The following is a 25,206-nucleotide window of genomic DNA, read 5'->3' as shown; positions in this document are numbered from 1 at the left end:
CCTCCAGGGCCGTCACAAGTCCACGAAGACCACTTGTGCCGAACTTCATGAAGTGCTTTCTAACAGAAAGAGAGAGATCATGCGGCCCGGCGCCAATCAGCCGACCAGCGTGAGAGACGGCCCTCAATCGCGCCACCGTCCATCAATACCCGGACTTCGATTGCCGTCCTGGGCTCCACTATCTCCACAGGGATGATCGCTTCGAACGAGCCGACACCCTGTGGGCAGACTCGACGCTTGGCAAGCAGGTCCGACGAGTGAACCTCGATCGAAAATATCTGGCCATAGCAGTCCTCTTCGACGTCGAAGAGCAGCCTGACATCCCAGTGCCCGGCGGGAAGATGGAAATAGGGGCCATAGACAAGGCAGCGGGCGCCACCGGTAAGATCGATCGTCTCACCAATTAAATAGTCTCCAGGCCGATCACCCGAAAAAAATGTCCAGGCGGGCCACGAGACGGTTCGCGCCTGCATTTCCGGGCGCCCGAGCTCCAGCGGAAGCAGGACCTTCTCGGCAGCCTCACGCAAAGACGGATCGAGATCAGCGCCATTTCCCAGTGGTGGCATGTATCCCGCAATGATTGCCGCAGCAGCCTCTTCAAGCCTCGGCGGGGCCAGAGGCCTTGCCTCACCCGACACCGCCAATCCGATATGCTGCAGGGCCGATGTCATTTGATTGAGGGTGAGGCCGATACCGTAGTGCTGATCTATTCGCTGCAACAGCCAGTCGATACCACCCGTTCCCCTAGCGTCGTTACGACGCATGACGAGTGCGGCGGGCGCCGTGGCAAAGGGCTCCAGACAGGCCAGACTCGCCGAAACCGCCCTGACCAGCGCGAGATCCTGCTGATCGGAGGAACGGGCAAGGTAGGATACGGCGTCGACAGGATTCTCAAGAAAAAGCAGGAACGGCACGTTCATTCGCATAATCAGTTCCGACAACCTCGCTTCCGGAAACTGGGAGAGAAGGAGGGCATGCTTTTTCTCTCGCTTCTGGACAAAATGCCTGAGGTCCTCGATCGTGTCTGCGGATATGATCGCATAGTCTCCGAAGACCTCACGCGCCACAGCATGCAGTGCGGCAAACCCCCAGGACGACATCACACCCGGCATGCCGAAACCACAAAGGACGGTCATGATGAGACTCCTTGCGCCATGGTTCTAGAGCGATCCCCGAAACAGGGAATCATAAAACGTTCCTACTCTCTTTTCATATTGATCGGCGGAGAAGCGGTCTGCCTGCGCCGGTCCGGCGCGGGATAGCTCGAGGCAGAGATCGCCGTCACTCGCGAGGCTGGAAAGCGCCTTGCGCATCTCGTCCGTATTATATGGATCCACAAGCAAGGCGCCTTTGCCGGCTATCTCGGGAATCGATCCTTCCGTCGAGCTGAGAACCGGGGTTCCGAGTTGCATCGACTCCAAAACGGGCAGGCCGAATCCTTCATAAAGCGAAGGAAAGACAACGGCCCGCGCCCCTCTTATGAGGCTCACAAGCATGGGATAGGATACAAAATCGAACCGCTGGATCCGGCGTTGCGGAATGATCCTGTCCCTGTCACGCAAAAAGAAGCGGAACCGCTCCTCCTCGATGAGCTGTTGGGTTTCGGCCCCCTTCCAGCCCGGCGCGCCGACGATGATAAGCGGCAGGTCCACCTTCGCCGACAGATAGGCGTCGACTAGGCGCGAGATGTTCTTCTTCGGCTCGAAAGCCCCGAAGAAGAGGAAATATTTCTTCCAGTCCAGACGGAAGATCCCCGCCAGTTCATCCGCTACCATGTCGTCCGGTTTGTCGCGCAGCGCCTGCGGCACATGAACAGCCTGGTAGATGTTACTGACGCGTTTTTCCTCCACGCCAAGCACCTTGATGATGTCGGCACGAGATGTCTCGGACACCGTGACAATATGGTCGGCCTTTCGCACCAGCGCGCGCAACATCTTGTAGTGATAACGTTTATCGTCTTCCGTCAGGTAGGGCAACCTGAGCGGAACGAGGTCATGGATCGTATAGATATTCAGCGCCTTCCTGGCCGCGAGAGGCATGGGATAGGTGCAGTGCAGGAGATCCGGCTGCTTCTCGAAGCTCATGGTGAGTCTGCCGCCGTAGCGCTTGAAGTGACGGCGGGAAAGACTGAAGAGATCGCGGGCGGCATAGAGGAATTCGGCGTCGCCGATCTGCGCCTTGAGCGACTTCAGGATGACCGTTCCGTTCAAGGGTATGGGAACAGGCCTGATACCGAACGGAGCAGCGACGCGTCGTCTCAGCCAGCGCCGCGTCGTGGAAAGCGGCCCGGCCGGCTCCTGCTGCGCATTGTCGTCGAAAAGAACGATCTCCCGCAACATCGGGTCACGCGGGATGTTGCTCTGAATACCGTAGACGACCCCCGTATGGTAGCCGAGCGCGCGGGCGGTCGTCAGCAGGCTCCTGGCGTAAGTGGCGACGCCGGTGCCCTTCTTGAGCGAAAGGTTGAGCCCATCATATAGGATCGTCCGGGACATCGTGCTTTCTCCTACGCGTTCTGGCTGCCCAGATACCATCTCAGGCCGGCTCATCAGGGGAAAGGACCAGAAGGCAATCATCCTTGGCATAAATGGACAGGAGATCGCCTCGCTGAACCGAAACGGCCTTGCCGCTGAAATCAAGGCGCCGGAGCGTGCCATATACGGCCGCAAGCCGGTCGATGAACCCGCCCGGATCCGCATAACGCGCGGCGTTGAATTCCACGACGACGATCGGTTGATGACGGGTGATGGTTTCCTGCATTCCCTCAAATATGCCTTCCTCGGCACCCTCCGCATCGATCTTGATGAAATCGATCCGGGATGACGCAGAGCCAACCCTGTCGAGTGTCGTGAGGGGAACCCTGACGATCTTTCCCTGCTCGGCGCCGGTAGTGAAACCTTCGGAAACGATCAGCGCATTCTTCGGCTCGTTATGCGGGACGTAAAGCGGAGCCCAGCCTTCCGCAAAACGGCCGAGAGCGGCCCGCTCGATCCGTGTCCGCCCGGAAAACCCGTTGATTTCGATGCTGCGGCTCAACATGTCCGCCGCATGAGGGTTGGGCTCTACCGAAATAAGCCAGCCGTCCTCCCCCGCAAGCTCGGCCAAAAGAACCGAGTAGTAACCGAAATTCGCGCCGACATCGACGGCGGTCATCCCTCGTTTCACATTGCGGGCGCAAAACAGCGTCAGCCAGATTTCCCAGAAACCATCCAGCAGAATATGTGAGCCAAACCCCCTGTCGCGCGTGTCGATATAAAGCTTGTAGCGGCCGAGCACACGGACCAGGGCCGTATGGTCCCCGAGATAGGCGCTCGCCACACGCTGCAGGATCGCCGCCTCGGCCTGGTCTCGATCGAAAGCCATGAGCTCATGGAGATGAAGCAGGGTGGAAGAGTTCATGTCAGGCCTCCATCGCAATCGCCTGCCCCAGGCATGCAACAAGCCCATCGTCAACGCGGTCCCTTCCTTTCGCTCCGGCACGCGCCTCGGCACTCTCGATCGATAAACCCAACAACCTGGCCTCCATTGGCATCAATTCGCCGCAGCTATGCCGACAGACGTGGCGGAGAGTGCAGGTCCGCTGATCCCCTGGAACAGCGAAAGAAACTTCTGCAGTTCGATACCGGACGCATTGGAAACATAGATGATATCGCGCGGGTGAATGTCGAAATCCTGCATAGCAAGCAGCGTCGCCGCGCTCTTCAGATTGAAGCGATAGACGATCGGAACCGGATCGGCCCGGTGCAGGATCGGGTTTCCGGAAGGTACAACGCGGCTTGCGATGGCACGCGGTTCGTAGCGAAGAAGGAATACACCAGCCGCATCGGCACGATTGTCGAGCAGCCCGCCTGCGCGCGCCAACGCGTTCGCCATGGTGACGCGCAAGGAGCTGAACTGCACTTCGGCATTTTGGCCGGTTGCTCCCAGAACCGTATAGGTCCGTGGCTCCTGCACGACCGTCACCACGTCACCCGGGCGTAGCCGAACATTCTCATGCGGATTGCGGACAATCGCCTCGAAGGGGATGCTGAGCGTCGTGCCCTTCCGCGTCAGGTATACGACGCTTTCGTTCACGCTCGCCCGCAATCCTCCGGCGGCGGCAACCGCGTCGAGTATGCGATCTCCGGCCGGCGACAATGCCACGCGGGCGCCACCTGCAACCTCGCCCGTGACCGTTACCGTGTTGGCCGTGCTCTGCTGTACCGTCACTAGAGCCTGTGGCATCACGGCCTTGCCGGCTAGTGACGATACCACAAGTCGTTCGACCTCGGCAGGTGTCCGGCCGGCGGCGACGACGCGCCCCACATAAGGCACGGCTATCGTCCTGTCGCCGTTGACGACCTGCGGCGGAATGGTCACAGAACCGCCCGACGCTTGCTGTTGTCCCGCCGTCGTGGCCGTAGTGCCAAAAAGGGTGCCGGGCGGGGCCTCCCAGAGACTGACCGAGACCACATCCCCGACCGAAATTCGAAGACCCGGATCGCGCGCGCCCTCACCGAAATGGGCAACCAGGCTCGATTTCGGTCGCGCCATGTTCCTCACCTGCACCTGCGATGTGACATCGACCATGGCGAAGGCTGGCGGTGTCCCGCCTGTGCCGCTTTTAGCCTCTTCCAAAACGGCGGCGGTTTTCGGGCCAGCCGCTGGTAACGCGCAACCTGTCAAAAGGGAGGCGGCAACACACAAGACAACAAATAGTAACTGCATCGCCTATCCTGATAGGTCACGAGAGGTCGCGGGGTGGGAATGCGGTCCTGAACGTACGTCAGGTTCCGATCTCGTCTTGATATCCCCGAGCGAAGCGGAGGTTGGATGAGGGGCTGAGGCCGTAAGCGCTTTTGTAAAGGACGGAAAATCTTCCAGGATTGGAGAACTGCAGACTCATTGCCAAATCGGTTATGCTTTCCGCCTGACCGCCTCTGATTGCACCATGAGCAGCGGCAAGCCGGTAGTTACACAATATGCCCATCGGCGTATCTCCGCGATAAATCCGGAACATCCTCTGCAACGCCCGAGGGCTGCACCCTGCTGCATTGGCCAAATCTTCCAGCATGACGGCATTGCGGAGATTGTCCCTCATGAAAGCTTCCGCCTTCAAAAGCTGCCGCGGTGCTTCCTTGAGTGCCGCTCGGCCGAAGGCGTACGCCAGATTATGAGGGAGTTTGGCGAATAATTTGGCTAGGATAAGCTGCTTATAGGCTTTGGCCAGCATCATCCTTTCGGCGGGGCGGGCAAGCTTCAAGTCCTTTTCCGCCTGGCGGAGGGTCTGATAGAAGCCTTGAGCGTCGCCCTGGCGGAAGTTTGTGGGCGGCAGCGCGAACTCCTGTACGTAAGGCGCCCCTGTCAATTCCTCGAAATGCTCCCGCAGCCCCGTCGTCGATATCCGCAGCAGGAGCCACGAACTTCGTGATTGAATGCTGACCCGACTCCCGGCCAACTCGTTGATGCTGGCGACCTGGTTCGGCGCGACACGCAATATCTTGCGCGTTCGCCTGTTTTGCATTTCAAGACCACCCGCCAGCAGAAACACGATACTGACACGAGGCGCATCACGCTTGACGACGGCTTCAAGACGGGAGGAATGCTCTGCACTGACTATCGATACCGACTCGACGGGCTGCCGGTCGATCTTGAAAGAATAGTCCCCGCCCTCCTCCTGAGGCGCCGTCCATCTCCAATTCGGCTCAAAAACCTCAAGGTTACGAACAATTGCATCGCGCGAATATGCCTCAAAGCCGCTGACGCACTGCTCGACAATTCTCCCCAATTGGACCATTGTGCCATCCTGAATAAAATCTGACGTTGCAGCCTTTTCATCGCCGCCAACAGTTTTTCGACTAAGTCAGATACCGCATATGCTGTCATGGCTAAGTCATATGCGCAGCCCCCCCTGACAACCTCACATGCAATATACCAAGCAGCTAAACTCCATAATTTATTGCTGAATTAGCATGGGCTTTCGGCTTTGACAGTACAAATAATGCCGCGACTATACAGATTGGTGCCTCTCGGCTTTTCCCCGGCGATTTCAAATTACGATCAACAAAGGGTAAAATCAGTTGCACTTTCTCCATCCCATGCGAAGCGACCAAAAAACATCTTATAGTTGTATTCGCTGTGTAAATATAGGAGAAACCCGAACTGGTAAGTTCTGTCCCAGCGCGAGGCCGCGAAAAAAGAGCCCCCATGCGCAAGAGGAGTGGCCGACATCAATATATCTGACCATCTCCTCTATCGAGATAAATTAGATATTGATAACCTCATGAAAATCAAAGTATTTATTTAGATAAATAGAATATTACCTGGTATTTTGCTTTGAGCACACGCAATAAGATTGACCTTTTTTGGGCCGATCTGATTTCCTACCCACAAAATTCAGAAGATACTTATAAAGTGGAATAGATGGCAAAGGCCTGTTCGATATTTTCGAACACGCGGCCCCGGCCGTTTCGCAACACCAGAGCCGACGTGCAGAGATCACCAATAACATTGAGGTTATGACCGACAATGATCATCGAGCGATCCTTGCGCTTGACGAAAAGCTCCTCGAACGATCGAGTCTGAAACCGCCTGTCACCGACGGCAATCACCTCATCGATAAGATAACAGTCGAAATCAATGGCAAGCGACATGCCGAAGGCAAGTCGTGCACGCATTCCTGACGAATAGGTTCTGATAGGCATGCGCAAGTATTTGCCAAGCTCGCTGAAAGTTTCCACCGACTCGCGAATTTCTTCGAATGGCTTGTCGTATATGCGGCACAGAAAGCGCATGCAGTCAAAACCCGTCATCGATCCGCTGAAACCGCCGCTCAACGCGATCGGCCAAGACATGGACATGGTTCGCACAATCCTGCCAGACGTGGGTTCTTCTATGCCGGCCAAAAGGCGGACCAGCGTCGACTTGCCGGCACCATTGTGGCCCAGGACCGCGATCTTCTCGCCGCGCCCAATCTTGAAGGTTATGCCATCCAGCACGCGACGCATCCGCCCGTGAACTGGGTACTCCTTGACGAGATTTAGGACGCTGATACCCCCTTGGGATTCTGGCAGGTCAGTTTTCCCGACCGGCCCGAAGGCCGGCGCGAACTTGGCAAGACTTGTGGGGATATCGTTCATTGCGAAGCCGCATGCTCCAGAACCTGAGCAATCCAAAGACGCACGATCCAATAGGCGGCCCCGCACAAAGCAAGAAACATCAAGAATGACACTATGCGCTTTGGGTACAATGGATGGTCAGGCAGGCTTGGATCGGCGATGCGCTCGAGATAGAGTTGCTGACGCTGCGCATCGATTTTTGCGTTTTCCAGCGAAGCCGTTGCGGATGTCAGCATTTTGGCTGCCATCTCTCGCTCCAGCAAAAGCTGTTCATATTGAGCGATCCTTGGCGCCATGGAATTGTCGCTCCCAACAATTTGGGAGCGTTCGTTACTGATCTGCCTCTCCACGGCATCCACGCGCGCGCGCAACGCTTCTCTCTGAGGGCTCTGCGGTGCCTGTTCGTCAAGGGCCATCAGGCGCGCCTTATTGGCGGCCACTTCGTCCGAAAGTCGTGCAATCAGGTCAAGAGCTGTGGCCGATTGCTTGGTCGGATCGACAAGCGCTTCCCGATTCCGAAAATCAGTCAGGCGGCTTTGCACAAGGGCCAACTGAACTTCGCTGTCTTCCATCTCGGCCTGCGCATAGCGGATGGCATCCAGCCTTGCCCGATCGTTGAGCCGATTGATAAGCGCCTCGGCGTGCTGAAGGAGGGCCTCACCCAGATTGCGGGCATCTTCCGCCCGAAAGGCACGCACCTCCAAGGTGCTTACGCCACTGCCGCTGTCGGTCTGAACCTTGACGAAGCGCAGGTAGTGCCGGAAGAGATTCTCACTGTTCTCTTCACCCCAAGGCAGTGGAAAACGTGTCAGGAAATCCGCCTCGGGACGCGATAGAATATCCTTCAGCCCGTTGTGTTCTATCAATTGATCCAGGGCAGCCCGAGACAACATGAACTCGCTGACGATATAACTGTCGTCCTGGGCCCGAACAAAACCCGTGCTCTGCAACAAGCCGCTCAACAGCCCCGTTGCGTTCCGATTGGGGCTTCGTATCACGAATTGCGTTTCGGAGACATATTGATCGGCACCGATGAAGGCATAATAGGCGCCTGCGGCCACTCCCGGAATGATGACCATAAGAAGGAGGAGGAGGTGGTCGCGAAGCCATCGTAAGGTCAGCCTCCATGCAGCGATCTGCTCGCATGGCGCCTTGTCCAAAGAGCGCAGGCTTACCAGCGTGACAAAATCGGTGAATTCCTTGTTGTTCTCAATACGGCTCATCAAAAATCCGTCGGTTTCACCGCAACCTCGCCCCTGCCTCGATCCGCCCATGGCGACATTTCCATTGAATGCAAATCTTCAATGTCGAATGGGGCATAATTCTGAAGTTCTTGCACGCTCGAAACGAAAGTCAAATATATTTTGCATTTTCCGTCCAATAATTACACGAAATGTCGCAATGTATACTTCTAAGTCGCAATATGTATAGAAACTATAAAATATGACAGCGATAAATTACACTACAACATGTTTCTCTTATTGTTGCTGATTTAGGGAATTCGGAATGTTCGAAGGTGCGCGGGACGGCGGCGGCACATCTACCGACCGATACGAATACACGGCTCCGGCCGCGTTTGGCTCTCAGCCCACCGACCGCCATGCGGCTCTGTCAGGATGCCCCCCCTCGTTGCGACACCCTCTGCCTGGTCCGTTCTTCCTTTACAAGAGGAGGTGTGATGCGTCGGTTTACCTACAAGCGCAGCTTCGGCTGCCCGATGCGGAAAACGGAAGACCGCGATGAATGCGATCGTGATGGATATTTCCCGGCTGATCGAGCGGGAACATTATTCGACGCCCACCGGCATCGATCGCTATGCGCTCCATTATGCAAATTGGTTGAACGAGAGACGAAAGCGGGGGGCAGATACTCGGCTTCCACAGTCCTTGTGGTTCATTGAGACCGGCTATCGCGGAGCGATACCTGTTGGAACCAACCGGGCTGACAGGCTAATCTCAACTGTCAATCGCCGCTGGGCGACAACGGAACTGTCGCCCTCACAGGCTGCCCTTCTGGAACATATTTTCGCGGCTATCGATGGTAAATCCGCTTGGCATGCAGCAAAAGAGGAAACGCCGGCGAGCAGGGCCTCCCTGGAACGGCTGCGAAGGAACGCGCGCCTAATTGCCGGCAGCCTCTTCGACCGGCCGGCCGTTCCAGGCAACACGTCGCTGATACACGTTTCTCATAGCCGACTCGACTGGACTTCCGCTTTCTCCTGGCTCCAGGAGCCAGGTCGGAAGGGTATTTTCTACGTGCACGATCTCATTCCCTTGTCGCACCCGGAATACGTTCGGCCCCATGAGCCTCGGCGCCATCGCCATCGAATGGAAACGGTGCTCAACCACGCAGCGCTCGTTCTCTGCAATTCGCAGCTCACTGCCCGCGACCTATACACTTTCGCCCAAGAGGAAAACCTGCGGCTGCCGTCGATAGCCGTACTTCCGCCAGGGGTGGAAGAAAGCTTTGTGAATGCGCCGCAGGACCTGCCCCGCCCGTTGACTCCCTATTTCGTGGTCGTGGGGACAATCGAACCGCGCAAGAACCACATGCTGTTACTCCATCTGTGGCAATATCTGGCGGAGCGCGACGGTTCCCGGGCTCCTCGTCTCGTCATTGTCGGCAAAAGAGGCTGGGAAAACAGCCAGATCCTGGCAATGCTTGAACGGTGCCGTGCCTTGCCGGGACTCGTCATCGAGGTCCCGGGACTTGGGGACGCCGCGCTGGCAAGACTGCTCGGTGGCGCTGCCGCGCTGCTTTCTCCATCCTTCGTAGAAGGATACGGCATGCCGGTAACGGAAGCGCTTGCCCTACACATACCGGTCATCGCTTCCAATATTCCATCGCATCGCGAAGCTGCCGGCAACGGAGCGATCCTTCTGGACCCGCTCGACGGCCGCAGTTGGCGCGCGGCGATTGATGCAGTCGTTGCCTCGCCGCGCCGCCTCTCACCCCCCAGCGCGATCCATCGGTGGGAAACACATTTCAGCGATCTGGAAGCCCTGATCGAAAACGATGTCGCCACACGTCGTTATGCAGCTCAGCGCATGCCCCAAAGGGCCTTTGCGATGCCGAACAATGTAATGTCTTGACATCAGCACGGAGCTCTTCCGTGCCGCATGCCAAGGGAAGAATCTGCCGGTGAGGGATCAGCAAGGTGACAAGCTATTACGATATTGAAAATTGCTACAAGTTCATCCTGGGCCGTTCACTGAACAAGGATGAAAAGGAAGCTATTGGCCGCAATCTCCTGCAGCTTGCGGACATACCACTTGAAGAACATCGCAAGCGCTTTCTCTCTTCGGCGGAATTTCACCAACGCTACGGGGAGCTTCTCTTCAACAATTTTGTTCCCAAATCCGTAATTGTTCTTTTTGAGACAAAAAACGATTTCAAGATGTATCTCGACCTGCGACAGTATCACATCTCCTTCGGCATCATGAGCGGAGAGTACGAGAGGTTCGACATCGATCTTATCAAGTCGATCACGCCGGATGACGGTCACTTCATCGATGTCGGCGGGAATGTCGGCTACTATTCGCTCTCTATGGCCGCCCGTCCTTCCTTCCGCGGCAAGATCCTGGCATTCGAGCCCCTCCCAACGCTCCACAGCCTTTTCGAACGTTCCGTTATGGAGAATGGTTTCAATGATCGGATCAATGTTCGCCGGCTGGCCCTCGCCGAGGCGCCAGGCAAGATGCAACTCAGTAACGCCGAGGAAACCGTCAACGCCGGCGCGACAAGACTGATCGCCAAAGCCCTCAACGATGGCGCCGAACGGGTGGCTGAGGTGGAGACACTCGATCGCGTCGTAGGCGATTTGCGTCCGGACGCATTGAAAGTGGATATCGAAGGTGCCGAAGGGCTCTTCTTGAAGGGAGCGACCCTCACCCTAGCCAAGCACAGACCGACTCTGTTGATGGAGATCAACCGCGACATGCTCACGGTCCTGTCAAGGGTGGCGCCAGGAGCAATCCACCAAGGGTTGCGGGAATTGGGTTACAATATCTGGAATTGTTCCAACCGCAACCTGAAGCCCGTCACAACAGCCTCAGCGCTCGATACTGACTTTCCCAACGGCGCGGTGGCGAACATTCTCGCCGTCCATAAGGACCGCATGACGCAAGTAAGCGAACGGCTTCAGTCTCTCAATATCGAGCTGGAGCGACCGCGCGGCAGGCGGGGCAAAAGAAAGTGGCCTCGACAACCAATCCTAAATTGAGAACGCTACGGGCCGAAGGAGCGTTGATTTGAAAGCAATGGTCAATACGAATGAGTCGAACGCATGAGCACCATCGCCTATTACGGCTCATGTCCCAGTGAAGAGTTCGTGAAATATGCTTTTCCCGAAAGCAACCTGGCTTTCTTCTGCTACGGGATAAATGCTGCCAGCTTCATGGATGATAGCAAGATCGAGCTTGAGGGGATAGAAAAGTGGCCTGAGCCGGTCAGAAAGAAAATGCTGTTCGAGGCCAAGCGCGGCTTTCGCGAAAGACTGAGGAACGCCAATCCCCATACGCTTGTGATCGATTTCACACGCGCCTCGCGTGCTTCTCTCTTGCGTTTCAAGAACAGTCTCCTGACGGTCCCATACGAACTGCTCGAAGCAGGTGCAGAGGCTCAGCGCCAAGCCTTCACTCTCTTTGAAATTATACCTTTCGGCAGCCGTGAATTCTGGACGCTCGTGACCGATTCTCTGATGGAATTCTGCCGTTTCATGTCCCGCGAACTGCCTAAGACGGAGGTGATTTTTCTCGACGTCCCTCCTGCATCCGAATATCGAGGGGTTATTGTCGACAGCGACACCTACGCGATGGATTTCTGCCGCTGGCAAATCCGCTATCCGATCTGCCGCATGCTGATCGATTTCTGCCGCCCGCGTATCGAAAACAGCCGGATACTGATGCCGTTCATCACCCCTTTTTCCGATGACGCTGCGGCCTACGGCCCCGCTCCGATGCATTATTCACCACAGGTTTGGCAGGAGACGGCGAGGCTTTTCCATGCCAATGGAGGCTTCGCGGGGCTGGCGCGCTCCAGTGATCCTGTCGTGACGCTTACTAGCTATTCCGGACTTATGAATGCTTTCACCAGGACGGCTTCTTCGTCCCGTCCGGACCTTCGCCGTTTCGGCCTTGACATCCTGCACGGCGCGCTGCCCTTCCTGTTTGCTAAAATCAGAGGACCTGCCGACCGCTATTTCCGCGATCCGATCGATTCCCAGGACGTCGTTGCGGCCTTTCGATGGATACTTGGGCGAGAACCGGAGTCGGCGATGACGTTCCTGAACCACTACGCCTTGGCCGACCGCAGGGAATTGCGCAACACGCTATTGCGCTCCACCGAATTCCAGAATCAGGTCAAACACTATGCGCAAACCTAGCTTCAATGGAGATGCGCTCGATGGTGTATCATTCGAATTTGATGTGATGGCGCGCCTCCTTGACGAAGTAGAGGCCCGCGGCGGTGGTGAACAAGCACGCTTTGAAGAGATAACCGATGTCGTAGTAGGTCTTGAGCGTATCGCCGAATATTCCGGCCCGGAAAAGCTCGAAACAATGGACGAGCGGCACGTAGAGCGCCAGCTTCTGTGCGTCGGCAGGCAGCCAGGCGACCATGAAAAACATACCCGAGATGGGAAGCATAAGATACTGAAAGGGCTGAACAAGCTTGTCGGCGAACTCGAACCTTTCCGACGCTGCGGCGAAGATCAGCCCTACAGCAAAAGCAAACCAGGCCATGAACATCCATCCCGCAAGGATCAGACCCAAATCACGGTAAGGTTCGATAAATCCCAGCAGCCGGACGATGACATAGGTGATGATCAAGGCGGCGGTGATCCCGCCGATCTCCATGAGAGCGCGGGCGATGAGTGCGTCATGCAGGCGGATCTGCCGATAGTACATCAATGGCAGGTTCTGGCGCAGGCAGGAGACAGAATGAGATGTCACATGCCTCCAAAGGGTCAGGGGCATGTATCCACTGAGCGCGAATGCGACGATGACAAGCCCATGCGATTCGTGCTTCAGCAAGGACCACATCGCCATGACGCCGCATGTCAGAATCATGGGCTCGACGATCAGCCACAGGAAACCGAGGTTTTCCCGACCATAGCGCGCCAGCACTTCGCGCATGATGAGCGCGCCGAGAACACGCGCCTGAATTTTCAGCCCCACGATGAATTGCGTGGAGCTACGCGCAGCGCCATAGTTCGTGTTCATGCAGGGAGTTCCCCTCTTCAGCTCCGCTTCGGTGACGGCACCGTTCCACGATACCGGCGGCGCCCCTTCGCTCAATCTTCTTTACGTCAGCTTTGGACAATTACCGCACCCGGCAGAAAGGCCTGGCCGGCAAATGCCGGTTCGTTTGTGGATAACCGACAGGAAAGGTGCCGCCATGGCACAGGTAGTTGACAGAATTAAATCGCAGGACTGGCAGACGCTCAGCCGCAGAATCTCGCGCCTAGCTCCAGGACCGTCTGGAGTGGGAAAGGGCCCAAAACGCCCGGGGCGGCTGGCTGTCTTCCTTACCGTCGTGGGGCTGCCGGTCATGTTCGTCAGCTTCTACCATGCCTTCATCGCGGCTCCGATCTTCGTCTCGGAATCTTCCTTCGTGGTCCGAATGGCAGCGCCGCCATCATCGAACGCCTTCGGCTCGCTGCTGCAGAACAGCGGGATTACCCGTTCGCAGGACGATACGTTTTCGGTGCAGGAATTCATGCGTTCCAGGCAGGCCCTCAAAGAGCTTGGCGAACGGCTTCCGGTGCGCGCGATTTTTGGGAGTCCCGACGCCGACTGGTTGATGCGCTATCCGCGTTTCTGGGAGAGTAACAGCGAGGAGGAACTCTACCGCTACTATTCCAACCGTATCTCCGTCATACACAACGATACGACCGGCATCACCCTGCTGCGCACCACCGCTTTTCATGCAGCAGACGCATACAACCTCAACCAGACGCTGCTTGCGCTCAGCGAAAGCCTCCTGCAACGCATGAACGAACGCGCGCATAACGATGCCGTCGAATTCGCCGGCAACGAGGTGCATCAGGCTGAACTGCGGATGATCGCGGCACAGAAGAGCATTACAGCCTTCCGCAATAAGGAACTGATGATCGATCCGAACGCCAGTTCCACTTCGATGGTAGAGCTCGTCGGCCAACTGTCCGCCGAACAGGCAAACATGCGGGCCCGCCTGGCGGAAATGCGGGAGACGGCCCCCGACAGCAACGCGATACCCTTCATGGCCAGCCAGATTGCCGCGCTCGAGCGGCAGATCGAAACGGAACGTCAAAAGATGGTCGGTTCCGATAACTCGATCGCTCCGAGAATTGCCGATTACGAGAGCCTCGTGCTGATGCGGGAATTCGCCGACAAGGCGCTCGTCTCGGCCCTCGATGCCCTTGACATCGCCCGATCCGATGCGCGGCGGCAACAGCTTTATCTCGAAGTTGTCGTGCCGTCACACCTGCCCGACGAGGCGGAACTGCCCCTGGCTTTGAAGAACATCTTCATCACCTTCCTCGTTATGTCTTTCGCCTATTTGGTAGGCTGGCTGCTGGTGACAGCCGTCCGCGATCACGACAACGGCTGAAGATATGCCCTGCGGAAATGCCGTCGAGCATCTCAGGCGGCATGCCAGAAGCAAGTGTAGATTTCGGCCATGCAGGAGCGGATTTCATGGCCACTGACGGAATCCGGCGCGACGTGATCGTAAAGCTCGAACTCCGTATCCCGGGCGCGGATATAGTGCTGCAAGGCGGAACGGAAGTCGCCCATTGCCTTGTGGAGGTGACCGATCTGTATTTCCACGTCGATAAGGGATTTCGGATCGTTCGCCTGGGCGTAGCTGCGGTAGTCGTCGTAGAGGCCTAAGGCCTGTTCGAAGGCTCCGGTTTCTTTCGTCACATTCGCATAGATGGCGATCAGATCAATTTCCCCGTCAACCGTCACCAGTTCCCGCAGCAACTCACGCGCCGGCTGCCAACACCGGGCTCGCACGAGTTCCAGGGCCTCTTCGCGCTTGCGCTCGACTTGGAGGCGGGACAGACGCAAACCGGCCGCCGCGAAATGATGGCCAACTTCCGGATCAGCAGGCGCCAAAGCCTGCGCCCGGCAATACCATTTGAATGCAGTTTCGGGCTCGCCCATCCGGTTGTACAAATGGCCAAGCTGCAGATGAATATCCGCATCGTGCGGCTGCTTGTCGAGGAACTGTCGGTAGGCTTCGAGGGCCGCGTCAAAATCCCCCAATTCCTTCCAGGCATGACCAAGCTGAACGAGCAGCTCGATACGCAATGGGTCATGTTTCACCGCCTGGCGATAGTACAACGCCGCATTCGCCCAATCCTGCCGATCGCGGGCTGCATCAGCCGCAGCAAGCGCATCGACTAACGGCAGAAGCTCCGTTGTTTCATCGGCACGACGACCGGCCCAACGGAGTGGAGAGGTCAGACGAAACTCCCGCATCACGACGACTGCCGCAGGGAAATGTTACGAGGACGCAACCAGGCATCTTCAGGCGCCCGCTCGTGAATTCTGATACGCAACTCGATGAACCGGTGTTCCGGCCTAATATTGACGCACAGTGCACCTGAGAACGGCCCCGCTATCGTTAGCTGTTGCAGGAAATCCAGGCCGGAATTGGCAACGATCTCCACGTCTAGTCTGGCGTTCGCCGGCTGAACGAGATCGAGATCCAGCAGCCAGATGCCTTCCGCGAAGCTACGTTTAGGGCCGACCAGCAGCCAACCGGGTTGCACATTCCACCCCTTGTCCGTGACCCGGAGCGGCTGGCACAGAAAGTCGGCGCCGATCATCCAGCCAACCCTCTCGACCTCGCGCACAAAAACCGCCGTCGCTAGGCCTTCCATATCGACAAGGAGCCCGGCCGGCATGACGCGGGCATCGGAGGGGTCGATGCTCTCGGGGAGATCGTCTTCGTCTCTCGGCAGCAAGGTATCCCAGAAGGCCGCCTGCCCATTCCTTCTCGCGATGGCGACGATCTTCTTTACAACCTTCGCACGGGTGGCCACACCACGCCTGAGATCGAATTCAAGTCCAAGACGTTCCGCCGAGTCTGGCTCACGCCCGCATATGCGCGAAAAGCTGTAACGGAGGAACGCCGCGTCATCGTCCGGCGCGAAGCGGGTGAAATTCTCCAGGATGGCGAACTGGTCCGGCTCGCGCTGGAGGGCTTGCAAAGCCGAGCGGTTGCCCAATGCCACCGGCACGGGGCGCCGCGCCTTCAACGCATCGACGACACGCAATCGGTTGGTTCCCTCGCGGATCGCGTTAGCAAGGGAAGACCTGTCGTCCTGGGAAAGCTCGCTTTCGGTCAGATCCAATGCCTTCGCCCAAGCATCCACGAAGGATTCCGCCGGCAACGAGAATACGTCCCTTGGCAGTGCCTCCAAGGGTTGTCTATGCAACTCGGCGATGGTCAACATTACCCCCTAATATCTGTTCGATCGCTATTACATGCCGTTCCGCCACGCGCGGATAGGAATACCACTGCGCGGCCCTTCGCCGGTCGGCATCGCGCATATGCCGCAATTGCGAATTCTGGGAGAGGCTCACGAGAGCTTCTGCGACACACTCCACTTCGGTGCTTTTCACGACATGACTGATGGGCCACATGTCCCGCAAGACCGTAGAACGCGAGCAGAGCATCGGCCGATCCACGCTCATGGCGATGCGTGCCGCGCCGGTTGCCGTTTCCGTCGAATGCCCGTAGAGGAAAGCCAGCATGTCACAGGTGACGAGTTCACTTCGCAGTTCTTGCTCGGAGATGAAATCGAAACGTGCCGTTACATGATCCGACAGGTCCAGATATTCGATCAGATTTTCAACGGTCGCGCGTGCCGCGCGGGATTCATCGTTCGGCACCATGCAGTTGAGCAGCTTCAGCCGCAGCCTCAGATCGTAGGTGCGCGCTTCGGCAAAGGCGAGTACGAGCCGGTCGATATTCTTGTGCGGCATCAGGAAACCGAAGGAGCCGATCGTAAACAGCGACGGATCCGGCGCCAGAGCATTCTCCGGCTCCGGAAGGATGCCGTGCGGGATCACCACCGCATTGGGGTGCCCGGCGGCTGAAAGGGCGCCTGCATCCTCCGACGAATGCACGAACACGACGTCGAATGCCTTCGTCCACTGCAAGGAGCCGCCGCGCAGAGCTTCCTTCACGCTGTGCATCGTGACAGCACGCAGCTTGTGGCCGGTCGACGGCAGCGCCTGCACCAGCAATTCCATGTCGGGCGTGGAGAAATGGCCTGGATGATGTTGCATCCAAAGGACATCTGCGCGCCCTTCATCCAGCTTGGCGACGAGACGCTTGAGGGAGACCAGATCGTATCCCCAAAGTCGGGAAAGCCTGCGGGGTACCGCGCCATCCTTGTGTGCCGGAGCTTCCGGCAAAGAATCATTCATGATCCGACGCGCGAAGACGTGGTCGAGCCTGCCCGCGAATGCCGGCGTGGCATAGAGATGCTCTGAATAGGTGGCGATGCCACATTGCTGCTGCCACGACGAGATCAGGTCGATGCTCCAGGTCCGCTCGGGCTCGGCGGTGACGGGGGCAGGCTTGGCAAGGGCAGCCAATACGCGGCGAGCCACGGCGGACCATGTGAAATGAGCGGCAAGCAGCTTCTGCGCCTGCCGGCTGCGGGCCTGGGCCTCTTCAGGCCGGCTGAGCACGGCGCGCATCTGCGCGCCCAGATGTTCCAAGGAAGGTTCCGCCCAAAGGCTAAAGGAACCGGCGACATGCGCACGCGATGCCGACATGTGGCAATCAACCAGCCACGCGGTGTCGGCACGGCAAAAATCGAGCTGCCCGCTATAGTTCGTTGTCACAACGGGAACGCCGAGCCGCATCGCTTCGGCGAGAGGCAAACCAAAACCCTCACCTCGGCTGGGCGCGACGACCATGGCAGCTGACTGATAAAGTGCCAGAAGCTGCTCATCGTCATAGTAACGATTGATGACGGTGATCGGAGGAGCGCCGGCGAGCCGCTCGCGCCTCTCAGCAAGCACGGCCTCCAGTATATTGTCGGGATTGGGAAAGGTCTTGATGACCAATTCCACCGGCTCATCCGATCGGAAGCTGCGGAGAAACGCCTCGACGAGGACATCGACGCCCTTGCGTGCGAAGCAGGAGGAAACATGAAGGATGCGCGTACGCTGATGCTCCTGTGGCGACCTCAACGTAGAATCGGCGGCAACGTTCACGTGGTCACAGCCATTCCCGATCACTTCGATCGGGATCGTCACGCCAGATTGCACGAGCGCATCGCGGACGAAATTCGCCGTCACCATCACAAGGTCCAAATCGCGATTGAACCGGTCCACCAGGTATTGGGGAAATTCAAGCTCTTCCCATGCGAATCCCACATAGGCATTCATGTTCCCGACCATATCATGGGTCGCGGGTGGCCAGGTGTTTCGCAGGTGAATGTCGAAACGCTCCGTCGCAGGATAGGTTTCGCGCATCCGGCGCTTGATGTCTGGGACAGCATCGAGACGAGCATCCGTCTGCCAATCCTCCTCCGCCGTATAACAGACGACGTTCATACCGAGCGCGATTAGTGCCTGAGCCAAATGGCGGTTGACGATTGCCAAGCTGTAGTCGCCCTTGAACACACCGTCGAAGAATATCGTCTTGCCTGAAAATTTCTCAACCAGCAATTTTTCATCGATGTCCCCTGCATCGAGCGTATAGGGCGACACGGTTGCATCGACGTGCATACACTACTCCAAAGCCGTTGCTATCTCTAAGACAGAGGACGCCTTGCCACAAAGCAAGGCCGTGGACGAGCAAGATGGTATCCTTGCGGCTCGCCCCCGCTGCTCTCGATTCGAGGCGGGCGACTTGCGCCGCCCACCTCTCCCCGCGCCGCAATTAGGAGGCCTTAGCCTCTTCAACGATGTACCCCAGTTCTGCAGCACGCTGGGTAAGGGAGTGGCGTACCTTTTCGAGGACACCCCCGGCATAGACCGGCGGATAGCACCAGTCGTTCCAGGAGCGCGTAGCAGTCAGTGCGCCAAAGCGCAGAACACCCGGCTCAAGGAAGGCGACGCGACCTCCGAGATCGAGATAGGTCTCGGTAAGCGCGCCTTCAGCAAGAATGATGTTATGACGTTCAAGTTCGATATGGAAATACTCGAACGGGGTCAGCATCGTATCCTGAGTGATGGTCGTACCGTTGACCAGGAATTTCGCCGGAATGAGCGAATCCTCGAAGAACATGCAGTGGTCCGGGGAGACAAGCAGATCCCGTTCGGGAACATTCTCGGCGATCGCACCTGCCTTGATGCGGATCGGCATCGTATCGCGCGGCTTGTCCAGTGCCTTCGGGTCGAGCATGCGGCGACCAACCCACTTGATTTCCGACACGCCCTCGCCGTTATAGGTCACGACAAGATCGCCAACCCGCAGTTCTTCGACAGGCACTTCTCCTTCCGGGGTCCGGATATAGGTGCCGCGCAGGAAGCAACTGGTAAACGTCAAAGTGTCGGCGCCGCCATCGTAGTTGTATGTAACGCCATCCGGGATCGAGTAGGAGCCCACCGGGAGGAGGTGCAGCGGATCTGAGTAGAACGTCACGACATTTCCGATCTGACCGACATAGTTGGAACCAACGACCTCGATCCGGTCGCCGGCGCCGACATTGATGACATTCGGCGGGGTCGAAAGGTTCAGGTTGATCAACCCCGAATCATAAGTGAACAAGCCGGTTCCGCCGGAACTCGCGAAATCTACCGTAACGCCGTTCAAAAGGCCGAGATTGAGCGTGCTTGCCTGCACTTCAATGCTGGAATTCGCACCGATGGAATAGGTGAAGCTCGAACCTGCCTGGACGCCCGCAAGACCCGAGTCTACGACGACGTTCGCTCCATTGATGGCCTGGATCGTCGTGTTCGACAGAAGGCCACCCCCGACAATGCTGGTCAGGTTGACATCGACGCCGTCGACAACCAGCGTGCCGCTGGAAACGAGCGAAAGCTGGAGCGTGTCGGCACTGTCCCAGTTGCTGGAATCGATGACCGTCGTGCCCTGGTCAAGCAGATCAATATTAATCAAAGCCATGCTACTACCCTCTTTTTACAGTGATGCGGTTTTCAGAATTTGTAGTTCAGACCCACTCGAATGCTGTGGAAGTCGGGAGTTGCCCTTGTCCAGAAAGCGTCTCCTTCAGCATCGAACTTGTCGAATTTCACGTATTGGTATTCGAACTTCGCAGTCAGATGGTCGGTGAATGCGTGCTCGACGCCGGCACCGAGAGCCCAACCGACACTGGTCTTGTCGTCATCGATCAGCGTCACCCCTCCGAAGGAGGTCTTGTAGTCGATGTGTCCGTAGGCGAGACCGCCCGTGCCGTAGAAGAGCGTTCGGTCAACGGCGTAGCCGACACGGGGTCGAAGGGTGCCGTACCAATCGATTTTGGAAGACGTATGCAGGCCGCTCTCCGTCACGGAGTCGCTGATGTCCGCCCCTTGGAAATCAACCTCGATCCCAACGACCCAGTTGTTGTCGAACTGGAAATTGTAGCCGATCTGCCCCCCACCTGCGAAGCCTGAGACATCCACCGAACCGAAATCACCGATATGCACGTCCCCTGAATGAAGACCCACCTTGTCGTCACCGGCAAAGCCTCCACTGGCATTCGCCCCGAGATAGAATCCGGTCCAGGAAAATACAGGCCGAACAGGCGGTTCAGAGGGAGGGTTCACTACTGCGGGATCTGCAGCATACCCCTCTCCTGCTGCCCCTATCGTCAGTACAAGAGCCGTGACAATGCACTTCATATACACCTACACCCCTCCAATGAAAGTTAAACTTGCGGCCAACGCATTAAATAGATTGGCGGATCTCATAATATATCGACATCAATGCGTGTAAATTGAATCTAGAAATAATTTTTAGCATAAATTATACTTTATATGTACAAAACAGTCGCATTTCGTATTGTTTTATACATAAATCGCATGCGTCGGAGCCGAATCATAGAAAACGGACTGGATCCGGTTTCTGTTGACGGATTAGGAACTCGCGGGAGCCGATATCGTGTCAATTGCGTCGTAACGAGGTCTGTCTCGCTTTCGATGATCGCCTTATCGCCCGCCTGAACAGAATGACCAGCGGCCCGTCAGGTCGGAGACTTAGCCTCTCGGCCAATGCAATAACCACTTTCCACGCAGACCGGCGATGGACGGTGAGCCGTGCCGCTCATCAACCCGACGCAGATATCGTTGATGGCGGGGAGTCAATCGATGAGAGGTTTGGAATCGGGCGCTTCAGTGAGCGTTTGAGCGATATCCGGCAGCGGTGAAGCTTGTTGCCGCTTCTCCACGGCATTTAATGGTGCGGAGATTGTTGTTGCCGCAACGGCGCCGATCGTGCGTGCCGTGCCTCCGATGACCGCTGCCACCCCATCTCCCAAGGTCACGTTGGAATCCGTCAGCGTCTGTCCCTTCATCAGCCGCTCGCCAATGAGCTGGACGATTTGCGGACTTTCCGCAAATTTCCCGTGATTGAGGCGATCGCTGGTATCGAGCTTCGTCAAATCAACGACGGTAATGCCTGCCTTCTCAAATTTCGAGCGGTAGACTTCTTCTGCCGGATTGACCGCGCCAAGACGCTGCACCTTGCCGGTAAGGAAGCTGGAAACCGCGAGCGCTTTGTCGTCTTGTGATACGAAAATCGTGAATTTCGCGGTGTGTGGCCCCATCTCGACGAACTGCTTCGCAAAAACCTGTATGTCGATATCGGGCGAAGCAAGGATGACATTGGCAATTTTCGGATTCACGCGACCGTTGCGGATGCCCATCTGACGCAGTGCTTCCATCGTGAGCCACGTTCCCATCGAGTGGGCAAGGATGGTAATGTCCTTGACATCTGGGTTCGATGCCAGAACTTGCAGTGATTGCTCCAAGGCCGTGCGGGAGTAGTTGGCACTCTCCTTGTCATATTCATACGCCATCAGTTGAGCCCGCGATGGCCAGGTGAAAAGGATCGGGGTGGCCTGCATGCGGCTGTCATGGACAATTTGGGCCAGGCGGAAAACAGAATCCTGATATCGATTGTTATATCCGTGAACGAAGACCAGAGCATGACCGCCTGCCATGTTCTGCCTAAACCATGTAGTTGCCTCGGAGAGGGTCTCGACCTGCTTGACCTTCATAACCGCGAATTCGCTGGCCGGGTTCGGCGGCAGTTGCCGAGGCCACTGCACAGCGCCCTGCTTTCTCTCCTGCGGGATGGAAACGGCGACCTCCGTCAGATACGGCTTCGGGCTGCGCTCGCCGTTAAACAGTGTCTCCGGGTCACCAGAAGGCTGACGGTTAGTCGCGACCAGCATCTCCACCTGGGATGTTTTCTGGGAATTTGCGGCCAGCTTGACGGGTTGCATGACACCGAGGGGATGGCCGCAGCTTGAAAGAGTAAGCAAGATACCGAGGAAAAGCGCCTTGTGCATGGCCACTCCGTCGAGGAGCCACCCACGATCCGGTGACCCAGGTTTTGAGCAAGAAGGTTCGCGCGGCGTGCTTCGAACCGTCGAGCTCGCCGCGGACCACGAATTAAAAGCGCTACTGATGCTAACCTTGGACGGCAGGTTGGGGTGGAAGCGAAGGCCACCCCAACGCCTTCAAGGAGGCCTGGAACCGGCCGCTGGTCAAGGGAGCGTCTTGGCCTTGCGACTAAAGCGTTTCGACCGCCGGCGGCTTCCAACGGCCGTCCAGCGCCTCCGCCCTGGGCAGATAGAGCCTCATGACCGCATAGAAGATTTCGGCCGGGGCGGGGAGCCAGTTCGATTCCAGCTCCGGTCCTGGGCTTTCGTGCTGCAGGTGGAGGACGATCTCGCCCTTGTCGCTCTTCTTGAGTCCGGCAAGCATCGGCGAGTTGATCAGGTAACGGTTGATGGGGTTGTCGACAAGGAACTGCTTGGGCCTGTCATACATGGTCAGCGACCAAAAGGCATCAACCGGTGGAAGCGTCTCGGGGGTGAAGGTCAGAGTGTATCTTCCTGTCTTACCGTCGAGTGGCGCTTTCTGTGCGTCGAAGGCATAGATTACATAAAGCGCCTCCTGCACGGAGTTACCGTAGATGCCGCCTTGCGCCGCAGCGGCGCGTGTCATGTATTGGCCTTTCATGAACTCGGGTGTACCGAATATCTTGGATGAATCGGTCAGCCCAGCGGCGACGTCGCGGATTTCCCGTTCTGTCGTAACGGCGACTTCTTTCATCAGCGTAACGGTATCCGGTAACAGATCCTGCGGAGGCCATGCCGCCCCGCCCCGTACGGCGAGCTTGTCAAGATGTTTCCGCTGTGCATCATCACCCGGATAAGGGGGAGCGAACTGCAGCAGGAAGGCAGCAAGCGGCCAGTAGTTCGTGACCATCAGCTCGTCCGAGACAGGCATCCAGTCGACGGACGGAGGAGCGGCCGGAGCCGGCATTCCCGCATAGGCCGACAGGAGCGCGGCCTTGTAGCCTGCCTGGATCTCCTTCACCTTGTCGAGATCAACTGGCGAGAAAAGCTGCGTCCTGACGATGCCCATGGCAAGCGTGGTCGGCATTTCGATCACGCGCTTGATGCTCTTCGGTATATCGCCCTTCCAGCCGGGGCCGGTGATCAGAAAATCACCGCCTCCATTGCCGTCGACCCGCGTTCCCGGATAGTCGACATTATTGGTGTAGAGGTCGATGAGTTGCAGCGAATAGTAGCGGTCCTTCTCGATCGGCGGCATCGTCACCACGACGGGCTCAGCCCTCAGATCGAAGACGATGAAGGAATAGGGCGTGTCGGAATTCGGCGTGATGATTGCCGTATCTTCAGGCGTGTAGACCCTGGCGATGCTGACCAGAGTGTTGAGTGGCCCCTTGTATTGGCTACCGCCCGGTTCCAGCGCGTATTGATACATGGTGAGGTAGTTCTTCACCATCGGATATGTGTAGATATACGCTTCACGGGCGGCCGCCCTGATGTCATCCTGCGCGAAAGCCGGAAGTGACGGCAGCACCATCAATGCGGTGGTGCCTTGCAAAAAAGTGCGACGTTTCATTTCACTTCCTCCAAAACGGGGAATTTCCAGCTTCCGTCGAGAATTTGCGTCTCGGGCCGATACAGGCGGACCATGTAGTTCCAGCCTTCAGGCGTCGGCAGACAGTTGGCGATCTTGCCGTCGCAGCCTCCGAACTGGATCGTGATCGAGCCATCCGTGCTCTTCTGCGCGGTCACGTCGTTCAGCGAGTAGGCATTCAACTCGTTCGGCGTGAAGAAGCCGTCCTTGTTGTAGACCGTGACCGACCAGAAATCTTTTACGGGAACATCCTTGACAGTCAGCCGATAGATGCTCCTGCCATCGTTCTTTTCCGGCGTCACGTTGAGGTAGAGCGCTTCCTTGTCCGGGTTTCCTCCCCATCCGAGCGCTGCTCCGATCAGATGCCGGACCGGATCCACCTCGTCGCGTGATCCGAACATCTTCGCTGTGTCCGGGAGCAGCGCGCCGAGATCCAGGAGCGCGCGGCGGGTCTTGTCCCGGCTTTTGCCGTCCCACTCGGGAATCTCGAAACGACCCTCTGCCGTCTGCTTGACCGTAACCGCATCCTGAAGCGCATGAACCTTCTTCATGTCTTCCGAGTTGTTGGGATCAGCAAAAAAGCGGAAGGCAGCCACGACATAGCGGGTCCCTATGTCCTTGCGCGTCAAGGTGTACGAACCAGCGCCGTAATATACGCCATGGGCATAGTGGTCCTGGTCGATTATAAGAAGCGACACGAACCGGCTTCCGGTATCCGGCACGTTGATCGTCACTGGTCCTGCATCCAGATCGAACACGGCGGAAGAATAAAGTGTGTCGCGGTTCAGGCGGATGACCGTCTGCTTGTCAAGCGGCGCCATTTCGCGCGTATGGTCGAACTTGGCGAAGCCTCCGTTCGCAGCGATGCCGGAGAAGTAGAGGTCGCTCTCAGCGCGCACGAAGTTGTCGCTGTTGACGAGGATTGGATCGGCTGCAGCCGGCAACGCATGAAGCAGTGCCGCCGCCGCAATTGTCGAAAAGCTCAATCTTGCAAGAAACATGGAAGTCCTCCAAAGCTAGTTCTGTAAAGAAGC

General features: G+C 57.3%; 20 protein-coding genes. 4 read left to right on the top strand and 16 right to left on the bottom strand.

Annotated elements, in window-relative coordinates:
* Positions 1-77: 77 nt before the first annotated feature.
* The 7 genes from JL39_RS13255 to JL39_RS13225 all read right to left on the bottom strand — a co-directional run bounded on the left by JL39_RS13255 (position 78) and on the right by JL39_RS13225 (position 8,320).
* Positions 78-1,136 carry a hypothetical protein gene (locus tag JL39_RS13255; protein WP_037150869.1) on the bottom strand — a complete coding sequence of 353 codons (1,059 nt, stop codon included), beginning with the start codon at positions 1,134-1,136 and terminating at the stop codon, positions 78-80.
* 24 nt (positions 1,137-1,160) lie between these two features.
* Positions 1,161-2,495 (bottom strand): glycosyltransferase family 1 protein, encoded by a 1,335-nt coding sequence (locus JL39_RS13250; RefSeq protein WP_037150867.1) that lies wholly within the window; start codon positions 2,493-2,495, stop codon positions 1,161-1,163.
* Positions 2,496-2,535: 40 nt separating this feature from the next.
* Positions 2,536-3,399 (bottom strand): FkbM family methyltransferase, encoded by an 864-nt coding sequence (locus JL39_RS13245; protein ID WP_037150863.1) that lies wholly within the window; start codon positions 3,397-3,399, stop codon positions 2,536-2,538.
* Between the two features lie 132 nt (positions 3,400-3,531).
* Positions 3,532-4,533: a polysaccharide biosynthesis/export family protein gene (locus tag JL39_RS13240; RefSeq protein WP_244446884.1), complete on the bottom strand. Its 1,002-nt coding sequence runs from the start codon at positions 4,531-4,533 to the stop codon at positions 3,532-3,534.
* Positions 4,534-4,765: 232 nt separating this feature from the next.
* Entirely contained in the window at positions 4,766-5,776 is a 1,011-nt protein-coding gene (locus tag JL39_RS13235) for a helix-turn-helix transcriptional regulator (protein ID WP_037150859.1), read from the bottom strand.
* A gap of 610 nt (positions 5,777-6,386) precedes the next feature.
* Positions 6,387-7,118, bottom strand: coding sequence for an ATP-binding cassette domain-containing protein (locus tag JL39_RS13230; protein ID WP_081952825.1), 732 nt, complete (start codon positions 7,116-7,118; stop codon positions 6,387-6,389).
* Positions 7,115-8,320 carry a capsule biosynthesis protein gene (locus JL39_RS13225; RefSeq protein WP_037151012.1) on the bottom strand — a complete coding sequence of 402 codons (1,206 nt, stop codon included), beginning with the start codon at positions 8,318-8,320 and terminating at the stop codon, positions 7,115-7,117. Before JL39_RS13225 ends, JL39_RS13230 begins: the two co-directional genes overlap by 4 nt.
* A 1,113-nt stretch (positions 8,321-9,433) precedes the next feature.
* Here JL39_RS13225 and JL39_RS32500 point away from each other — a divergent pair.
* The 3 genes from JL39_RS32500 to JL39_RS13210 all read left to right on the top strand — a co-directional run bounded on the left by JL39_RS32500 (position 9,434) and on the right by JL39_RS13210 (position 12,480).
* On the top strand, positions 9,434-10,189 hold the full coding sequence (locus JL39_RS32500; RefSeq protein WP_244446883.1) for a glycosyltransferase family 1 protein: 756 nt from the start codon (positions 9,434-9,436) through the stop codon (positions 10,187-10,189).
* 65 nt (positions 10,190-10,254) lie between these two features.
* Positions 10,255-11,319 (top strand): FkbM family methyltransferase, encoded by a 1,065-nt coding sequence (locus JL39_RS13215; protein ID WP_037150855.1) that lies wholly within the window; start codon positions 10,255-10,257, stop codon positions 11,317-11,319.
* Positions 11,320-11,382: 63 nt separating this feature from the next.
* On the top strand, positions 11,383-12,480 hold the full coding sequence (locus tag JL39_RS13210; RefSeq protein ID WP_037150847.1) for a DUF6270 domain-containing protein: 1,098 nt from the start codon (positions 11,383-11,385) through the stop codon (positions 12,478-12,480).
* A gap of 28 nt (positions 12,481-12,508) precedes the next feature.
* Here JL39_RS13210 and JL39_RS13205 read toward each other — a convergent pair whose 3' ends face one another.
* Positions 12,509-13,318, bottom strand: a complete 810-nt coding sequence (locus JL39_RS13205) for an ABC transporter permease (RefSeq protein WP_052182845.1) — start codon at positions 13,316-13,318, stop codon at positions 12,509-12,511.
* A gap of 262 nt (positions 13,319-13,580) precedes the next feature.
* On the opposite strand from JL39_RS13205, the gene JL39_RS13200 reads away from it, so the two are divergent.
* On the top strand, positions 13,581-14,687 hold the full coding sequence (locus JL39_RS13200; protein WP_244446882.1) for a capsule biosynthesis protein: 1,107 nt from the start codon (positions 13,581-13,583) through the stop codon (positions 14,685-14,687).
* 32 nt (positions 14,688-14,719) lie between these two features.
* Here the strand turns inward: JL39_RS13200 and JL39_RS13195 are convergent, their stop codons facing one another.
* The 8 genes from JL39_RS13195 to JL39_RS13160 all read right to left on the bottom strand — a co-directional run bounded on the left by JL39_RS13195 (position 14,720) and on the right by JL39_RS13160 (position 25,173).
* Positions 14,720-15,562: a tetratricopeptide repeat protein gene (locus JL39_RS13195; protein ID WP_152601120.1), complete on the bottom strand. Its 843-nt coding sequence runs from the start codon at positions 15,560-15,562 to the stop codon at positions 14,720-14,722.
* The gene (locus tag JL39_RS13190) at positions 15,562-16,542 is read right to left on the bottom strand and encodes a hypothetical protein (protein ID WP_244446881.1); all 981 of its coding nucleotides are present in this window, start codon (positions 16,540-16,542) and stop codon (positions 15,562-15,564) included. The genes JL39_RS13195 and JL39_RS13190 overlap by 1 nt, the downstream gene beginning before the upstream one ends.
* A complete protein-coding gene (locus tag JL39_RS13185) occupies positions 16,517-18,835 on the bottom strand; it encodes a glycosyltransferase (RefSeq protein ID WP_037150843.1) in 2,319 nt (772 codons plus the stop codon). The genes JL39_RS13190 and JL39_RS13185 overlap by 26 nt, the downstream gene beginning before the upstream one ends.
* A gap of 154 nt (positions 18,836-18,989) precedes the next feature.
* Positions 18,990-20,177: a Hint domain-containing protein gene (locus JL39_RS13180; protein WP_037150841.1), complete on the bottom strand. Its 1,188-nt coding sequence runs from the start codon at positions 20,175-20,177 to the stop codon at positions 18,990-18,992.
* A 32-nt stretch (positions 20,178-20,209) separates the two neighbouring features.
* Positions 20,210-20,896: an outer membrane protein gene (locus tag JL39_RS13175; RefSeq protein WP_037150839.1), complete on the bottom strand. Its 687-nt coding sequence runs from the start codon at positions 20,894-20,896 to the stop codon at positions 20,210-20,212.
* A gap of 458 nt (positions 20,897-21,354) precedes the next feature.
* Positions 21,355-22,566, bottom strand: a complete 1,212-nt coding sequence (locus tag JL39_RS13170; protein WP_037150838.1) for an alpha/beta hydrolase — start codon at positions 22,564-22,566, stop codon at positions 21,355-21,357.
* A gap of 223 nt (positions 22,567-22,789) precedes the next feature.
* Positions 22,790-24,154, bottom strand: a complete 1,365-nt coding sequence (locus JL39_RS13165; protein WP_037150836.1) for a DUF1254 domain-containing protein — start codon at positions 24,152-24,154, stop codon at positions 22,790-22,792.
* Positions 24,151-25,173, bottom strand: a complete 1,023-nt coding sequence (locus tag JL39_RS13160) for a DUF1214 domain-containing protein (RefSeq protein ID WP_081952824.1) — start codon at positions 25,171-25,173, stop codon at positions 24,151-24,153. Before JL39_RS13160 ends, JL39_RS13165 begins: the two co-directional genes overlap by 4 nt.
* Positions 25,174-25,206: the final 33 nt, after the last annotated feature.

It is taken from the genome of Rhizobium sp. YS-1r, assembly GCF_000757525.1.
In the GTDB taxonomy this organism is placed as follows: domain Bacteria; phylum Pseudomonadota; class Alphaproteobacteria; order Rhizobiales; family Rhizobiaceae; genus Neorhizobium; species Neorhizobium petrolearium.
The sequence above is the reverse complement of the archived record's forward strand: the minus strand, read 5'-3'. Positions and strand labels throughout refer to the sequence as shown.

What these genes read in the sequence shown, in the direction of transcription:
- JL39_RS13255 (WP_037150869.1), bottom strand. Translation starts at nt 1,136, where the DNA reads ATGACCGTCCTTTGTGGTTTCGGCATGCCGGGTGTGATGTCGTCCTGG.
- JL39_RS13250 (WP_037150867.1), bottom strand. Translation starts at nt 2,495, where the DNA reads ATGTCCCGGACGATCCTATATGATGGGCTCAACCTTTCGCTCAAGAAG.
- JL39_RS13245 (WP_037150863.1), bottom strand. Translation starts at nt 3,399, where the DNA reads ATGAACTCTTCCACCCTGCTTCATCTCCATGAGCTCATGGCTTTCGAT.
- JL39_RS13240 (WP_244446884.1), bottom strand. Translation starts at nt 4,533, where the DNA reads ATGGCGCGACCGAAATCGAGCCTGGTTGCCCATTTCGGTGAGGGCGCG.
- JL39_RS13235 (WP_037150859.1), bottom strand. Translation starts at nt 5,776, where the DNA reads ATGGTCCAATTGGGGAGAATTGTCGAGCAGTGCGTCAGCGGCTTTGAG.
- JL39_RS13230 (WP_081952825.1), bottom strand. Translation starts at nt 7,118, where the DNA reads ATGAACGATATCCCCACAAGTCTTGCCAAGTTCGCGCCGGCCTTCGGG.
- JL39_RS13225 (WP_037151012.1), bottom strand. Translation starts at nt 8,320, where the DNA reads ATGAGCCGTATTGAGAACAACAAGGAATTCACCGATTTTGTCACGCTG.
- JL39_RS13210 (WP_037150847.1), top strand. Translation starts at nt 11,383, where the DNA reads ATGAGCACCATCGCCTATTACGGCTCATGTCCCAGTGAAGAGTTCGTG.
- JL39_RS13205 (WP_052182845.1), bottom strand. Translation starts at nt 13,318, where the DNA reads ATGAACACGAACTATGGCGCTGCGCGTAGCTCCACGCAATTCATCGTG.
- JL39_RS13195 (WP_152601120.1), bottom strand. Translation starts at nt 15,562, where the DNA reads ATGCGGGAGTTTCGTCTGACCTCTCCACTCCGTTGGGCCGGTCGTCGT.
- JL39_RS13190 (WP_244446881.1), bottom strand. Translation starts at nt 16,542, where the DNA reads ATGTTGACCATCGCCGAGTTGCATAGACAACCCTTGGAGGCACTGCCA.
- JL39_RS13185 (WP_037150843.1), bottom strand. Translation starts at nt 18,835, where the DNA reads ATGCACGTCGATGCAACCGTGTCGCCCTATACGCTCGATGCAGGGGAC.
- JL39_RS13180 (WP_037150841.1), bottom strand. Translation starts at nt 20,177, where the DNA reads ATGGCTTTGATTAATATTGATCTGCTTGACCAGGGCACGACGGTCATC.
- JL39_RS13175 (WP_037150839.1), bottom strand. Translation starts at nt 20,896, where the DNA reads ATGAAGTGCATTGTCACGGCTCTTGTACTGACGATAGGGGCAGCAGGA.
- JL39_RS13170 (WP_037150838.1), bottom strand. Translation starts at nt 22,566, where the DNA reads ATGCACAAGGCGCTTTTCCTCGGTATCTTGCTTACTCTTTCAAGCTGC.
- JL39_RS13165 (WP_037150836.1), bottom strand. Translation starts at nt 24,154, where the DNA reads ATGAAACGTCGCACTTTTTTGCAAGGCACCACCGCATTGATGGTGCTG.
- JL39_RS13160 (WP_081952824.1), bottom strand. Translation starts at nt 25,173, where the DNA reads ATGTTTCTTGCAAGATTGAGCTTTTCGACAATTGCGGCGGCGGCACTG.